The organism is Williamsia serinedens (assembly GCF_024171725.1).
In the GTDB taxonomy this organism is placed as follows: domain Bacteria; phylum Actinomycetota; class Actinomycetes; order Mycobacteriales; family Mycobacteriaceae; genus Williamsia_A; species Williamsia_A serinedens.
The window spans coordinates 237,160-252,540 of record NZ_JAMTCG010000003.1; the positions used below are offsets into that span (position 1 = coordinate 237,160).

Below are 15,381 nucleotides of genomic sequence, written 5' to 3' on the forward strand. Positions count from 1 at the left end.
GTGGTGGTTTCGCATGCTCGACCGCGCCCCGAGTCCGGTCACCGTGTGCGCGCCTCGAGGACGCCACGGATCCCGCCTCGACGGTGTTGCCGTCGTCCACCGCGACCTCGACCCCGCCGATGTCGTGACAGTCGATGGTCTGCCCATCGTGTCCAAGGCTCTCGCCGCGCTCGAGGCCTCGGTCACCCATGGTGCCGGGGTATTGGACACCGCGTTGCAGCGACGCATGGTCACCCTCGACGAGGTGATCGCGACGAACGACAGGTACCCGGGCCGTACCGGTGCGCCGCGCGCCTCAGCGATCATCGCCGCCTGTGCCACCGGCGCGCGCTCACAAGCTGAGCGCCTCGCACACCGACTGCTGCGCGAGGCCGGCATATCCGGGTGGACGGCCAACGCCGCCGCATCCGGGTACGAGGGCGACATCCTCTTCGAGGCCGCACGTGTACTCGTCGAAATCGACGGGTTCGCGTTCCATTCCGCGGCCTCCGACTTCCAGCGTGACCGGACGCGGCAGAACGCGCTCGTGGCCGCTGGATGGACCGTGCTGCGATTCACCTGGGCCGACCTCACCGAGCGTCCTGGCCATGTCGTCGCCATGATCAGCCACGCTCTTCGTCGGGCTGCGTAGCAGTTCGTGTCGTGTGGCGACACGAACTGCTACGGATTCGCGAAACGGGCGTCGAGTATCGTGTTGCGGTGAGTTCTGAAGCCATCGCACGTGAGGTGGCACGTCGTCGCACCTTCGCGATCATCTCCCACCCCGACGCGGGCAAGTCGACGATGACCGAGGCGTTGGCGTTGCACGCCAGGGTGATCGGCGAGGCCGGCGCGATCCACGGCAAGGCAGGGCGCAAGTCGACGGTCTCCGACTGGATGGAGATGGAGAAGGCCCGCGGGATCTCCGTCAGCTCCACGGCACTGCAGTTCACCTACGGCGACGCCGTCATCAACCTCGTCGACACCCCCGGCCACGCCGACTTCTCCGAGGACACCTACCGGGTGCTCACCGCGGTCGACGCCGCGGTGATGCTCATCGACGCCGCCAAGGGCCTGGAGCCGCAGACGCTCAAGCTGTTCCAGGTCTGCCGCCACCGCGGGATCCCCGTCATCACGGTCATCAACAAGTGGGACCGTCCCGGCCGCACACCGCTGGAGCTGATCGACGAGATCGCCGAGCGCATCGGGCTGACGCCGACGCCGCTGTTCTTCCCGGTCGGCATCGCGGGCGACTTCCGCGGTCTGCTGGACCGTCGCGAGGGCTCGTACGTCCGCTTCACCCGCACCGCCGGTGGCGCCACGATCGCCCCCGAGGAACTGATGTCGGCCGACGCCGCGCAGGACCGCGAGGGCGACGAGTGGACCGCAGCGGTCGAGGAGTCCGAGCTGCTCACCGAGATGGGCCAGGACCACGACCAGGAACTGTTCCTCGCCGGCGAGACGTCGCCGATGATCTTCGCCTCGGCGATGCTCAACTTCGGTGTGCGACAGCTGCTCGACACCCTCGTCGAGCTCGCTCCCCCGCCCGCGGGCCGCGAATCCGTCGACCACGTGACCCGCGAGGTCACCGACCCGTTCTCTGCGGTCGTGTTCAAGGTGCAGGCAGGCATGGACGCCTCCCACCGCGACCGGCTGGCGTTCATGCGCATCGTGTCCGGCGAGTTCGAACGCGGCATGGTCGTCACCCACGCGCAGACCGGCAAACCGTTCGCGACGAAGTACGCGCAGGCCGTCTTCGGCCGTGACCGCGCCACCGTCGACACCGCCTACCCCGGCGACGTCGTCGGCCTCGTCAACGCGATGACCCTGGCGCCCGGCGACACCCTCTACACCGACCCCTCGGTCGAGTACCCGCCGATCCCGTCGTTCGCGCCCGAGCACTTCGCGGTGCTGCGCGCCGACAGTGCGGGCAAGTACAAGCAGTTCCGCAAGGGGATGGACCAGCTCGACTCCGAGGGCGTGGTGCAGGTGCTCCGCAACGACCTACGCGGTGACGCCTCACCGGTCCTCGCCGCGGTCGGCCCGATGCAGTTCGAAGTCGTCACCGCCCGCCTCAAGGCCGAGTTCGGCGTCGACACGTCGGTGGAGTTCCTCGGGTTCTCGCTGGCCCGGCGGACCGACGAGGACAGCGCGTCCGAACTCGACCGCCAGCGTGGGGTCGAGGTGTTCACCCGCAGCGACGGCGTCCGACTGGCCCTGGTCAGCGACAAGTGGCGGCTGCAGTACATCGAGAAGGAACACCCGGACCTGACGCTGGAACCGCTCGTTGCGACCGCGGACTAGGACCCGCACCCCGATCGTCCTGCTGGCGTGCGCACTGCTCGCGACCGCCTGCGCGTCGACGGCACCGCGGATCGACGCGCACGGCCCGGCGTCGTCGTCGACCACCCAGACAACCGTCGCCGGCAGGGTCGACGACCAGCGGTGCGCGACAGCCCCTCCGCGAGGACGGGTGACGACGCCGCAGGGACCGTTCCGCTTCACCACGGGTGAGGTCGCGGTGTCGGTGCGTCGGCTCCCGCCACCCCTCGCCCCGAACCGCACCCCCGGCGAGTCGGGTCCGTCGTCGGACGTCGGCTGCTTCCGCTACCCACGCTGGGGTCCGACCGACCCCGTCGTGCCCGTCGAGAGCGTGGTGCTGGCGTTCCGCGACAGTGGCGTCGACGGGGTGATCCTCGAGATGCCCCTGCCCGACCTCGTCGCACGTCCGCGCCTCACCGGCCAGGTGGGCGTCGTGATCGACGGCCGCCACTACCAGGCGGCGACGTGCCAGATCGAGACGACGGAGTTGACCGACACCCGTGCGGGTGGCGTGTTCACCTGTCCCAGTGCGGTTCTCGACGAGACGAACCCGTTCGCGCCCGACGACGACATCGCACCCAGCGATCGGTCACCCGAGCCGTCGACCACGCCGCCGGCCCTGCCACCCGCGCCGGGACTGCCTTTGACCGTGCCGCCGCCGGTCACCGAGACCGCTGCACCGAGCGCGACGATCAGCGGCTGGTACCGCGTCGGCGACTGAGACCGACGTCAGTCGCCCGTGACGATCCGCACGACGTCGGCGGGGTCCACCTCGTCGAGCGTCGGCGGTGTGAAGGACGGGTTCCGGTCCTTGTCGACAAGGACCGCACGGACCCCCTCCGCGAAGTCCGGGGTCGCGCAGATGCGTTCGGCGGCATGCAGTTCGCGCTCGAAGCACTCGGCCAACGTCGACCGTCCGCCCGCCTCGATCATGGCGGCGGTCACCAACAGGCTCGTCGGCGACGCGGACCCGAGTGCGGTCACCATCGACTGCGCCCACTCGTCACCGACAGCCCCCTGCAGCCCGCCCAGGATCCCGGCGACCGAGGTGTCGTCGAAGTACTCCGCGATCGTCGACAGCGGCACGTCGCTGCGCGGCGGCTCCGGGATGTCGGCGAAGACCTCGGGAAGCGGTGCGCCGGTGCGAATCCGGTCGGCGACACCGGCGAAGGCGTCGGCGGGGACGAAGTGCGTGGCCATCCCGACCGCGACGGCGTCGGCGCCGTGGATGCGAGACCCGGTGAGCCCCATCCACATCCCGACTCCCGCGGGCAGGCGCGGGAGGAAGTAGGTGGCACCGATGTCGGGGAAGAAGCCGATCGCCGTCTCGGGCATGGCCATCATCGTCGAGTCGGTGACCACGCGGACCTCACCGTGCACGCTGATGCCGAGTCCGCCACCCATCGCCGCGCCGGCGATCATCGTCACGTAGGGCTTCGGGTACTCGGCGATCAGCTGGTCGAGCTCATATTCCGAGCCGAAATACCGTGTGATGGCGGCGGTGTCGCCGGCGAGGGCGTTGTCGCGGATCGCGCGGATGTCGCCGCCGGCGCAGAAGGCACGCTCCGACGACGAGGTGACGAGCACGGTCTCGACGGTGTCGTCGTCGGCCCACCGACGCAGCACGTCGGTCATGTCGTCGATCATCGACTGGTCGAGCGCGTTGAGGGCCTTGGGCCGGTCGAGGACGATCTCGCCGACGCCGTTGTCGACGCGGGTGCTCAGGAACGACATGGCCGTCACCCTACTGCGGACGCCGCTGCCGATCCGTCAGCCCCACTCCTCCGCCAACTCCAGCCACTGCGCCTCGGCGTCGTCCTTCTCGGCGACGACGCCCGACAGTTCCGCGTCGAGTTCGACGACGCGAGCAGCGTCGGTCGCGGCCTCGGCGAGCTGCGTGTGCAGCTGTTTCTCCCGCTCGTCGAGCTTCGCGATCTGACGTTCGAGGCGCTTCATCGTCTTCTGCGCGTCGCGTTCCGCCGCGGCATCGCCTGCTCGCGCGGCCGCGGGACGACCGCTGCCCGCGCGGCTGGCGCTGGACTCCCCCGTCGACTCGGCCTCGTGCATCGCCGCACGGCGCTGCAGGTACTGCTCGATGCCGCCCGGCAGGTTGGTCAGCTTCCCGTCACCGAACAGCGCCCAGGTGCTGTCGCAGATGCGCTCGATCAGATACCGGTCGTGGCTGATGACCACGAGCGTGCCCGCCCAGCCGTCGAGGATGTCCTCGAGCTGTTGCAGCGTGTCGATGTCGAGGTCGTTGGTGGGCTCGTCGAGCAGGAGCACGTTGGGCTGACCCATCAGGACCCGCGTCAGCTGCAGCCGGCGACGCTCGCCACCCGACAGGTCACCGACCGGTGTGCGCTGCCGGGCGGGCGAGAACCCGAGCCGCTCGGCGAGCTGACCGGCGGAGATCTCCTTCTCCGCCGACGTCCCGGCACCGATCACGATGCGGGTCGCGACCTCCTGCACGGCCTCGAGGACGCGGATGTCGGTGGGCAGGTCGTCGAGTTCCTGGCGCAGCCATCCGATGGAGACCGTGGTCCCCTCGATCCGCCGGCCCGGCGCGACGGAGGTCTCCCCGCCCAGCGCACGCAGCAGCGTCGTCTTCCCGGAGCCGTTGACCCCGACCAGACCGATGCGTTCACCCGGGGCGAGACGCCACGTCAGGTCGTCGACGAGGACCTGACCGTCGGGGGTGGTCAGGCGCGCGTCCTCGAGTTCGACGACGACGCGGCCGAGACGCCGCTTGGCGAAGCTCGACAGCGCGACCGAGTCCCGCGGCGGCGGGACGTCGGCGATGAGCTTCTCCGCGGCCTCGATGCGGTACTTGGGTTTCGACGTCCGCGCCGGCGGCCCGCGTCGCAGCCACGCCAGTTCCTTGCGGGCGAGGTTGCGGCGGCGTTCCTCGGCGGCGTCGGCGAGGCGCGCCCGTTCGGCGCGGGCGAAGATCCAGTCGTTGTAGCCGCCCTCGTACTCCGCGACCGAACCGTGCGCGACCTCCCACGTCCGGGTCGCGACGGTGTCGAGGAACCAGCGGTCGTGGGTGACGACCACCAGCGAGCACCGACGGATGACGACGTGGTCGGCGAGCCACTGCACCCCCTCGACGTCGAGGTGGTTCGTCGGCTCGTCCAGGATCAGCAGGTCGAGGTCCTGCACGAGCGCGGCGGCCAGCGCCACGCGACGTCGCTGACCACCCGACAGCGACGTCACCGGCCGGTCCAGCGGCGACGACCCCCCGTCGGGCACGTCGAGGCGGTCGATGCCGATGCCGGCGAGCACCGATCGGATGCGCGGGTCCGACGCCCACTCGTGCGTCGCGACGCCGAGCGGACCGAGGACGACGTCGCCGACGGTCGCGCCCGGCGGCAGCTCACCGCGCTGGGTCACGACGGCCATCCGCAGGCCGCCCTGGTGGGAGACGCGGCCGGCGTCGGGTTCGGTGATGCCTGCGAGGATCTCGAGCAGTGTGGTCTTGCCGCCACCGTTGAGGCCGACCACCCCGATCCGCTGGTTCTCCTGAACACCGAGACTGACCGACTCGAGCAGGGGCGTGATGCCGAAGCTCTTGCTGATCTTCTCGGCGTTGACGAGGTTGCTCATCGCTGCGCTCCGGTCTTCTCGTCGTCGACGACGCGGGCACCGGCGACCGGTCCCGTCGCCGTGCGGACGGCACGGGCGACCCCCGCGCCGGACAGTTCGGCGGCCACCCGGACGGCGTGCTCGTCGTCGGCGCAGAGGAACACGCACGTCGGACCGGACCCGGACACGATGCCCGCCAGGGCACCTGCCTCGACACCGGCGCGCAGCGTGCGCCGCAACGCCGGTCGCATGCTCAGCGCGGCGGGCTGGAGGTCGTTGACGAGCGCCTCGGCGAGCCGTTTCGGGTCCCCCGCGGCGAGGGCGGTCAGCACGGCGTCGGGGGCGCCGGCCCGACGCAGCGGCTCGGCGCGCTCCGCGGCGCGCAGGGTGTCGAGCTCGCGGTAGACCTCCGGGGTGCTCAGTTCGCCCGCGGCGACGGCGATCACCCAGTGGAAAGCGCCGCGGGAGAGCACCCGCGTGAGGCTCTCGCCGCGGCCGGTGCCGAGCGCGGTGCCGCCCTGGACGGAGAACGGGACGTCGCTGCCGAGCCCGGCGGCGATGGTCGCGAGTTCCTCGCGTTCGAGATCGAGACGCCACAGCCGGTTCAGCCCGACGAGCACCGCGGCGGCGTCGGCGCTTCCGCCGGCCATGCCCCCGGCGACGGGGATGCCCTTGGCGATGTCGACGCTCACCTCACCGTGGCTCTCGCCGACGTGGTCGCGGACCGCGTCGACGGCCTTCCACGCGAGATTGCCGCCGTCGAGGGGGACCGACGCCAGCGCGCGGTCAGCGGCGCCGCCCGGCCCGGTCACGGTGATGCTGCGGGTGTCGGACGGGCTCAGGCGCACACGGTCGGTGAGGGAGACGGCCTGGAAGACGGTCTCGAGTTCGTGGTAGCCGTCGGGGCGCAGGTCACCGACACCGAGATGCAGGTTGATCTTCGCGGGCGCCCGGACGACGACGGGCGAGGGGACGACGGACAGCACGTCATCCCACACTAGTGAGCGCGAGCCGGACGAAGTCGGCCACGTCGAGGCGCTCGCCGCGCAACGTCGGGTCGATCCCCGCCGCCCGCAGGCGGTCCTCGGCTGCCGACGGCGATCCGGCCCACCCGGCGAGCGCCGCCCGCAGGGTCTTGCGCCGCTGCGCGAACGCGGCGTCGACGACGGCCCACACCGCGCGTCGGGTGGCCTCGTCGGTGGGCCACGGCATCGCGCGACGGTCGATGCGGACCAGACCCGACTCCACCTTCGGGACGGGCCAGAAGACGCCGGCGCCGACGGTGCCGGCGCGTCGGACGTCGCCGAAGAAGCGTGCCTTCACACTCGGGACGCCGTAGGTCTTGCTGCCCGGCCCCGCGGCGAGGCGCTCGGCCACCTCCAGCTGGACCATCACCAGGGCGGTCCGGATGCCCGGGCACTGCGACATCAGGTGCAGCAGCACGGGTACCGCGACGTTGTAGGGCAGGTTCGCGACGAGTGCGGTCACGTCACCGACGTCCGCCGCCGTGACGTCGAGGGCGTCGGAACGGACCACCCTCAACGACGACGCCTGCGCGGGCGCCAGTTCGGCGACGGTGCGGGGGAGCGCCTCGGCGAGGACCGGGTCGATCTCGACCGCGGTCACGCGACCGGCGGCCCCGAGGAGCGCGAGGGTCAACGACCCCAGGCCGGGACCCACCTCGAGGGCGTGGTCGTCGGCGGTGACGCCGGCCTCGGCGACGATACGTCGGACGGTGTTGGCGTCGTGGACGAAGTTCTGACCCAGCGTCTTCGTCGGTCGGACGCCGAGTTCCTCGGCGAGCTCACGGATCCGGACGGGACCCAACAGGGAGGGCCCGGCAGACCCCGACGGGTCGGTCAGCGCAGACCCCCGCCGGAGGCGGGAATCACCGGAGACCCAGCTTCGAGGAACAGGCCGGCCAGGCGCCCCACCCCTGCGCGGCGAGGGTCTTCTCCGCGATGGCGATCTGCTCCTCGCGGGTCGCGAGGTCGGCGCGCGGCGCGTACTCCTGGCCGCCCCAGCGGTCCCAGGTGTTCTGGTCGAACTGGACGCCGCCGTAGAAGCCGTTGCCGGTGTTGATGGCCCAGTTGCCGGTCGACTCGCACTGCACGAGCTGGTCCCACACGGAACCGAACGGCACGAACGGGGCGCCGGGCTTGGTGCCGACCTTGACCTCGGCGGCGACCGGCTGCGTGAGCTCCTTCGCGCCGAGCTTCACGCGCTTGGTCTCCTTGCCGTCGACGGTGGTCACCGAGTACGTGACCTCCTGGCTGCCGGGCTTGCCGGGCGCCGTGACCTCACGCTTGTCCTTGACGAGCGTCGGGTCCGGGGTCTCCTTGTCCGGTGCGGTCAGCGGCTCGGTGGCCGTGACCTGCTCGGTCCGGATGCGGGTGACCGCGATCTTCATGTTCGCGCTGACCGGGGTGTCGGCGGCGGGCGTGACGACGTCGTCGCCGGACAGCGGCGTGCCGAGATCGGCGAGGAGATCACCGACGGTCTTGGCGGCGACGGTGGGCGTCGACACCTTCTTCGCGTCGACGACGGTGACCGGCTTGGGCAGGATGACCGACACGGCGGCGCCGTCGACGGGCAGCGGCGCGGTCCGCGACGCCTCGACGTCGACGGTCGGGCCGCCCAGGTTCTGCTGCGCGAGCGCCTGCTCGACGGTGACGGCGTTCGTCTTGATCTCGCGCGGGGTGCCGTCGACGTTCAGCACGACCGTCTTGAGGCGGTGGAAGGTGATGGTCTCGCCGTCGCCCAGGCCGGACGAGGCGGCCGGCTTCACGAGGTCACCGGAGGCAGGGTGCAGTCCCTGGTCGGCGAGGACGTCCTCGACCGAGGAGCGCATGGTCGCGACGGTCATCATCTTCCCGTCGACGTCGATGGTGACCGTCTTGTGGCGGACGACCCCGAGGATGCCGCCGGCGACGATCGTCGCGAGGAGAGCGGCGATGGCGATCCGGACTCGCATCGAGTTCGACTCGTTGATTCTGGCTAGGAAAGACACACGTCAACTTCTGGTCGGCGGCAAGGTCCTGGGTTTCCCCCACGCAGCACCGATCACCGGTTGGGATCGCTGCGATCACAGGAATATAACGAGGCCTGTCGTCGGGCGCAAAGTCGTCGTCAGGCCGCGGGCAGCCGCACCCGGTAGGCGCGCTCGGCGTTGGCGGTCACCTGACGGGCCAGGTCGTCGGCGTCGTCGTCCCGGACCTGCGCCAACGCCCGCACGGTGTAGGGGAGGCAGTAGGACTGGTTCGGGTGTCCGCGGAACGGGTGCGGTGTGAGGAACGGCGCATCGGTCTCGACGAGGAGCAGCTCCGGCGGGACCACCCGCGCGGCGTCCTGCAGAGCGGCGGCGTTGGTGAAGCTGACGGTGCCGGAGAACGACAGCAGGTACCCGCGCTCGACGCACTCCCGCGCGATCGCCTCGTCCTCGGAGAAGCAGTGCATGATCACCGTCTCCGGCGACCCCGCGTCGTCGAGGACGTCGAGCACGTCGCGACCGGCGTCGCGGTTGTGGATCATCAGCGGCTTGCCGACCTCTTTCGCGAGCGCGATGTGCCACCGGAACGACTCGATCTGTACCTCGCGCGGGGCGCAGTCGTCGGAGCGCTGCAGCCAGTACCAGTCGAGGCCGGTCTCCCCGACCGCGACGACCCGCGGGTGCTGCGCCATCATGCGCAGTTCCTCGGCGGTCTCGTCGGTGAGATCACCGGCGTGGGTCGGGTGCAGGGCGGTCGCAGCCCAGGCGCGGTCGTCCCATTCCGCGGCGGCCACGGCCCAGCGGGCGTCCACCATGTCGTCGGCGACGGTCACCACTCCCCCGACCCCGACGGAGGCGGCGTGGTCGAGGATCGCCCGGACCGCCTGTGCGTCGCGGCCGCCGCACGCCGCGAGGTGCGTGTGGGCGTCGATGAGCGGCGCGAGCGGGTCGGGGTCCGGAGGTGGCGGTTTGCGGGGACTCACAGGTCCACCGTGCCCGAGATGGTCGTCGTCGAGGCGCCACCCACCCAGATGTGCGTCCCGTCGTCGTCGACGTGGACCCGTCCCGCCCGGCCGAGCGCGGTCCCCTGCGCGGCGATGTACTGCGCGGGCACCTCACCGGTCGACCGCAGCCAGACGGCGAACCCGGCGTTGAGACTGCCGGTCACCGGGTCCTCGGGGACGCCGTCGCCGGGGGCGAACGCGCGCACCTCGTAGTCGACGCCGTCCGGACCGTCGCGGTGCGCCCCGATCAGCCCGACCTCACGGTCGCCGAGCGCGGCGAGGTCGGGGCGGACGTCGAGGACGCGCTGCGCCGAAGTCAGCATCAGGCCGATCCATCCGGGTCCGTTGTCGACCCAGTTGCTCGCGACGACGTCGGACGGGGTGAGACCGAGTGCGTCGCGGATCTCGGCGAGCACGGCGTCGTCGACGGGACCGGACCGACGCAGCGGGGGTGCCGCGAACGCGAGGCGGTCGCCGTCGCGGCGGATCGTCACCAGCCCGATGCCACATTCCTGGACGATCGTGTCGCCGGCGGGCATCCCGCCGGAGCCCAGCCAGGCATGCGCCGACCCGAGCGTCGGGTGTCCCGCGAAAGGCAGCTCGCCGCCCGGGGTGAAGATGCGCAGGCGGTAGTCGGCGGCCGAATCCGTCGGTGGCAGCACGAACGTCGTCTCCGACAGGTTCGTCCAGCGCGCGAACGCCGCCATGGTGTCGTCGTCGAGCCCGGCGCCGTCGAGCACGACGGCGACGGGGTTGCCGGAGAGCGGACCCGAGACGAAGACGTCGACCTGGGCGAAGGGACGGCCGGTGGGGGTGGTCACCGGGTCATGGTGTCAGGTGGTGTCCGCCGCGCGCGACGGCGTTTCGTCGGCGGGCGTAGCGTCCGAGACGATGCGCAGAGACCTCCCCGCCGGACCCGTGTCGGTGGACCCCGTCGCCGACGACGACGCCGATCTCGCGGACCTGTTGCGCCGCACGGTCGCCGAGCTCACCCGTCGGTATCCCGACTACCACCCCGAGCCGTACGTGGGCGACGCCGAGTACTTCGTCGCCCGACTCGACGGACGTCCGGTCGGCTGCATCGCCCTCGTCGTCCACGACGACCTGCCCGGCGTCGGCGAGGTGAAACGGTTGTACGTCGACGACTCCGCCCGGCGGGCCGGCGTGGCGCAGGCGTTGATGTCAGGGCTCGAGGCCCGCGCGCGCGAGCGGGGGCTGACCAGGATCGTCCTGGAGACGGGGAATCGGCAGCCCGAGGCGGTCGCGCTGTACGGACGCCTGGGCTACGTCGTCGTCGACCCGTACCACCCCCAGGGATGGAACGAGGTCAGCATCTTCATGGCCCGAGGCCTGGCGCCGCCCGAAGAGTGAGTGTACGGTCACTCACATGGCCGCGACGCGCACGCTCTCGACCGCCGAGGAACGCTCCGACGCGCTCGTGCGCGCGGCGGTCCGCGTCTTCGCCGGCGCCGGATTCCACGCGACACCGACCACCGCGGTCGCGGCCGAGGCCGGCATCTCGACCGCCTACGCGTTCAAGCTGTTCCCCACCAAGGTCGACCTGTTCGTCGCCGCCGTCGACGCCTGCTACGACCGGATCGTCGACACCCTGCGCGGCGCAGTGGGTCCCGACGTGCGCGGACGCGCCGCGCTGGACGCCATGGGCAGCGCATACGCCGCCCTGATCGCCGACCGCACCCTGCTGATGCTGCAGGTCCACGCCCTCGCGGCCACGTCGGAACCTCGGATCCGCGATGCCGTGCGCCGGGGCGTCGCCCGGACGGTGGAGGTCGCGCAGGACCTGACCGGCGCGCCGGCGCAGGAGATCCAGGACTTCCTCGCCGTCGGCCAGCTGTGCCACCTGCTGACCGCGATCGACGCCTTCGCCCTCGACGACGAATGGGCCACCACGGTCACCGAGGGCATCGAGCACCTGCCGACCCACCCCTGATCCCCCACCACCGCCGGTGGTGGGCCCATCGATCACTCGTAGTGAGTGATCAGTCACTGAAAGGTTCGCCATGACCACCACACCGCTGCACGTCGTCCTCGGAGCCGGTCCCGCCGGCACGGCCGTCGTCGCCGAACTCCGTCGACGGGGGCTGCGCACGCGCCATGTGTCCCGATCGACGATCGACGGCGTCGACCCCGCGGTCGAGACCGTCGTCGCGGACGTCTCCGACCCCGAGTCCGCGGTCGCGGCGACCGCCGGGGCGTCGGTGATCTACCACGCGGTCAACGTGCCCTACCACCGCCAGGTGGCGGAGATGCCCGTCATCGCCGACGCGGTCGTCGGCGCGGCCGCCCACCACGACGCCACCCTCGTCGTCCTCGACACCCTGTACCCCTACGGCACCGCCGACGGCGACCACATCACCGAGGACACCCCGTTCGCCGCGACGTCGCAGAAGGGTCGGATGCGGGCCGACCTCGACCGTCGGTACCTGGCCGAGCACGCGCGCGGCCGGATCCGCGTGAGCCTGGGACGCTCCGCCGATTTCTTCGGCCCCGGCGTCTGGTCGTCGACCCTGGGCGCCGGGTTCTTCCCGCAGGCGATCGCCGGGGAGCCCGTGGTGGCGTTCGGCGACATCGAACTGCCGCACTCGTACAGCCACGTCCCCGACGTCGCCGCCGGGCTGGTGACCCTCGGGACCGACGACCGCGCGCTGGGCCGGGTGTGGCACCTGCCCACCGTCCCCGCGGTGTCCACCGCCGAGATCCATCGCCGGGTCGGCGCGCTGCTCGGGCGTCAGCTCGAGGCGCTGGTACTCGACGAGCCGACGCCGATCGGCGGGTTCGACGAGCAGTTCATGGCCGAGTACGCGGAGATGTTCTACCAGCACCGGATCCCGCAGAACATGGTGTCGACGGCCTTCGAGACGACCTTCGGCGTCGCTCCGACGCCGCTCGACCAGGCCCTGTCGACGACCCTGGGGTGGTTCACCGACGCGCTGACGCCGGCCGGCTGATCGGCGCTGACTATCGTCGTCGGCATGGAGATGCGGAGCGGGACAGCGCCGGTGGGGACCGCCGAGATCGACGGCGAGAAGTTCGACATCGAGCTGTACTACGAGGACCTCGGTGACGAGTCCGCCCCGCCGATCCTGCTCATCATGGGCCTTTCGGCACAGCTGACCGTGTGGCCCGTCGGGTTCTGCGAGGCCCTCGTCGACGCGGGCTTCCGGGTCATCCGCTTCGACAACCGCGACATCGGCTTGTCGACCCACCTCGACGGCGTCCGGGTGCGCGGATCGCTGATACCGCGGCTCATCCGCACCGAGCTCGGGTTCGGCAGTCCCGTGCCCTACACCGTCGTCGACATGGCGGCCGACGCGATCGGCCTGCTCGACCATCTCGGCCTCGACCGCGTCCACGTCGTCGGCGCGTCGATGGGCGGGATGATCGCGCAGGTCGTCGCGGGCAAGTACCCGGAGCGGACCCTGTCGGCGGCGATCATCTTCTCGTCGACGCTGCAGATGTTCCTGCCGCCGCCGGCGCCGGAGAAGCTGATGGCGTTGCTGTCGGGTCCGGGCAAGGGCGCGACCCGCGAGGAGTACATCGCGACGTCGGCGAAGGCGCTGCAGACCATCGGCAGCCCCGGGTACCCGCTGTCCGACGACGAGGCGTGGGAGCTCGCGGCGTCGTTCCACGACCGCGCGTTCGACCCGGCCGGTGTGATGCGCCAGTCGGCGGCGGTCATGGGCAGCGGCAGCCTCCGCCGATACGCCCGGGCGATCACCGCACCGACCGTCGTCATCCACGGTCGCGCGGACACGCTGATGCGCCCGGCGGGCGGCAAGGCCATCGCGCACGCCGTCCCCGACTCACGGCTGCTGTTGCTCGACGGGATGGGTCACGACCTGCCGGAGCCGTTGTGGCCGCAGATCGTCGGCGCAATCACCGACAACATCGCGCGCGCGGTCACTGTCTAAGCTGGCCCATCATGGCTGACGACACCGCGACCCCGTTCTACGTCACGACCGCCATCGCCTACCCGAACGGTGTCCCGCACATCGGCCACGCCTACGAGTACGTCTCGGCCGACGCCATCGCCCGGTTCAAGCGGCTCGACGGCTTCGACGTCCGATTCCTCACCGGCACCGACGAACACGGCCAGAAGATGCAGCAGACCGCTGCGGCCGAGGGCATCCCGACGCGCGACCTGGCCGACCGCAACGCGGCCGCCTTCCGCGCGTTGCAGGAGACGTTGGGCAGCAGTTTCGACCGGTTCATCCGTACCACCGACGCCGACCACGAGGTCGCCAGCCAGGAACTGTGGCGCCGGATGGCCGACGCGGGCGACATCTACCTCGACACGTTCAGCGGGTGGTACTCCGTCCGCGACGAGGCCTACTTCGGCGAGGACGAGCTGACGACGCTGGAGGACGGCAGCCGGGTCGCCACCGCGACCGGCACCCCGGTCGAGTGGACCGAGGAGGCCAGCTACTTCTTCCGGCTGTCGGCCTACCAGGACAGGCTGCTCGCGCTCTACGAGTCGCAGCCCGACTTCATCGGACCGGTGACGCGTCGCAACGAGGTCGCGAGCTTCGTCGCGGGCGGCCTGCGCGACCTGTCGATCTCGCGCACCAACTTCGACTGGGGCGTGCCCGTCCCCGGCGACCCCGACCACGTCATGTACGTCTGGGTCGACGCACTCACCAACTACCTCACCGGCGCGGGCTTCCCCGACACCGATCCCGCTCTGCTGGAACGGTTCTGGCCGGCCGACCTGCACATCATCGGCAAGGACATCGTCCGGTTCCACTGCGTGTACTGGCCGGCGTTCCTGATGAGTGCGGGGATCGAGCTGCCGAAACGGGTCTTCGCGCACGGCTTCCTGTTCAACAAGGGCGAGAAGATGAGCAAGTCGGTCGGCAACGTCGTCGACCCGTACGCGCTCGTCGACCAGTACGGACTCGACCCGCTGCGCTTCTTCCTGCTGCGCGAGGTCTCGTACGGCCAGGACGGCAGTTACTCGCACGAGGCGATCGTGTCGCGGATCAACGCCGACCTCGCCAACGAGTTCGGCAACCTCGCACAGCGGTCACTGTCGATGATCGCCAAGAACTTCGACGGTGGCGTGCCCGAGCCGGGCGACTTCACCGACGACGACTCCGCACTGCTCGCCCGGGCCGACGGCCTGCTCGAGCGGGTGCGCGCCGAGTTCGACGTGCAGGCCATGCATCTCGCGCTCGAGGCGCTGTGGGAGGTCCTTGGTGAGACGAACCGCTACATCTCGGCGCAGGAGCCGTGGAAGCTCGCCAAGACCGACCTCTCGCGCGCCGGGACCGTCCTCTACGTCTGCGCCGAGGTGGTGCGGATCGTCGCGATCCTCGCGCAGCCGGTGATGCCGGAGTCGACGGGCCGCATCCTGGACCTGCTCGCCGTCGACGCCGGTGCCCGCACCTTCGCGCACGTCGGTGAGCGCCTCACCCCGGGGTCTGTGCTGCCGAAGCCGTCGCCGGTGTTCCCCCGCTACGACGACTCCCGCGACTGACCCCGGGC

At 71.1% G+C, this 15,381-nt stretch carries 15 protein-coding genes; 8 read left to right on the forward strand and 7 right to left on the reverse strand.

The window, feature by feature from the left end; translation table 11 throughout:
• The first annotated feature begins 13 nt into the window (after positions 1-13).
• From LX12_RS08485 to LX12_RS08495, 3 genes are all read left to right on the forward strand, one after another.
• On the forward strand, positions 14-631 hold the full coding sequence (locus LX12_RS08485; RefSeq protein WP_253654100.1) for an endonuclease domain-containing protein: 618 nt from the start codon (positions 14-16) through the stop codon (positions 629-631).
• Between the two features lie 68 nt (positions 632-699).
• The gene (locus LX12_RS08490) at positions 700-2,283 is read left to right on the forward strand and encodes a peptide chain release factor 3 (RefSeq protein WP_253654101.1); all 1,584 of its coding nucleotides are present in this window, start codon (positions 700-702) and stop codon (positions 2,281-2,283) included.
• Positions 2,284-2,452: 169 nt separating this feature from the next.
• Positions 2,453-3,022, forward strand: coding sequence for a hypothetical protein (locus tag LX12_RS08495; RefSeq protein WP_253654102.1), 570 nt, complete (start codon positions 2,453-2,455; stop codon positions 3,020-3,022).
• A gap of 8 nt (positions 3,023-3,030) precedes the next feature.
• Here LX12_RS08495 and LX12_RS08500 read toward each other — a convergent pair whose 3' ends face one another.
• The 7 genes from LX12_RS08500 to LX12_RS08530 form a co-directional block, all read right to left on the reverse strand.
• Positions 3,031-4,035: an enoyl-CoA hydratase/isomerase family protein gene (locus LX12_RS08500; RefSeq protein WP_253654103.1), complete on the reverse strand. Its 1,005-nt coding sequence runs from the start codon at positions 4,033-4,035 to the stop codon at positions 3,031-3,033.
• A 36-nt stretch (positions 4,036-4,071) separates the two neighbouring features.
• Positions 4,072-5,904 (reverse strand): ABC-F family ATP-binding cassette domain-containing protein, encoded by a 1,833-nt coding sequence (locus tag LX12_RS08505; protein WP_253654104.1) that lies wholly within the window; start codon positions 5,902-5,904, stop codon positions 4,072-4,074.
• Complete coding sequence (locus LX12_RS08510; protein WP_253654105.1) at positions 5,901-6,869, reverse strand: 4-(cytidine 5'-diphospho)-2-C-methyl-D-erythritol kinase; 969 nt, start codon at positions 6,867-6,869, stop codon at positions 5,901-5,903. Before LX12_RS08510 ends, LX12_RS08505 begins: the two co-directional genes overlap by 4 nt.
• A 1-nt stretch (position 6,870) precedes the next feature.
• Positions 6,871-7,746, reverse strand: coding sequence for a 16S rRNA (adenine(1518)-N(6)/adenine(1519)-N(6))-dimethyltransferase RsmA (rsmA, locus tag LX12_RS08515; RefSeq protein WP_253654580.1), 876 nt, complete (start codon positions 7,744-7,746; stop codon positions 6,871-6,873).
• A 25-nt stretch (positions 7,747-7,771) separates the two neighbouring features.
• Entirely contained in the window at positions 7,772-8,857 is a 1,086-nt protein-coding gene (locus LX12_RS08520; protein WP_253654106.1) for a resuscitation-promoting factor, read from the reverse strand.
• Positions 8,858-9,012: 155 nt separating this feature from the next.
• The gene (locus LX12_RS08525; protein ID WP_253654107.1) at positions 9,013-9,855 is read right to left on the reverse strand and encodes a TatD family hydrolase; all 843 of its coding nucleotides are present in this window, start codon (positions 9,853-9,855) and stop codon (positions 9,013-9,015) included.
• Positions 9,852-10,697: a PhzF family phenazine biosynthesis protein gene (locus tag LX12_RS08530; RefSeq protein ID WP_253654108.1), complete on the reverse strand. Its 846-nt coding sequence runs from the start codon at positions 10,695-10,697 to the stop codon at positions 9,852-9,854. Before LX12_RS08530 ends, LX12_RS08525 begins: the two co-directional genes overlap by 4 nt.
• A 70-nt stretch (positions 10,698-10,767) precedes the next feature.
• On the opposite strand from LX12_RS08530, the gene LX12_RS08535 reads away from it, so the two are divergent.
• From LX12_RS08535 to metG, 5 genes are all read left to right on the forward strand, one after another.
• A complete protein-coding gene (locus LX12_RS08535) occupies positions 10,768-11,247 on the forward strand; it encodes a GNAT family N-acetyltransferase (protein WP_253654109.1) in 480 nt (159 codons plus the stop codon).
• Between the two features lie 16 nt (positions 11,248-11,263).
• On the forward strand, positions 11,264-11,827 hold the full coding sequence (locus tag LX12_RS08540; RefSeq protein WP_253654110.1) for a TetR/AcrR family transcriptional regulator: 564 nt from the start codon (positions 11,264-11,266) through the stop codon (positions 11,825-11,827).
• A 70-nt stretch (positions 11,828-11,897) separates the two neighbouring features.
• The gene (locus LX12_RS08545; protein WP_253654111.1) at positions 11,898-12,845 is read left to right on the forward strand and encodes an NAD-dependent epimerase/dehydratase family protein; all 948 of its coding nucleotides are present in this window, start codon (positions 11,898-11,900) and stop codon (positions 12,843-12,845) included.
• A 24-nt stretch (positions 12,846-12,869) separates the two neighbouring features.
• Positions 12,870-13,808 carry an alpha/beta fold hydrolase gene (locus tag LX12_RS08550; RefSeq protein WP_253654112.1) on the forward strand — a complete coding sequence of 313 codons (939 nt, stop codon included), beginning with the start codon at positions 12,870-12,872 and terminating at the stop codon, positions 13,806-13,808.
• An 11-nt stretch (positions 13,809-13,819) separates the two neighbouring features.
• Positions 13,820-15,373 (forward strand): methionine--tRNA ligase, encoded by a 1,554-nt coding sequence (gene metG, locus LX12_RS08555; RefSeq protein ID WP_253654113.1) that lies wholly within the window; start codon positions 13,820-13,822, stop codon positions 15,371-15,373.
• Positions 15,374-15,381 lie beyond the last annotated feature (8 nt).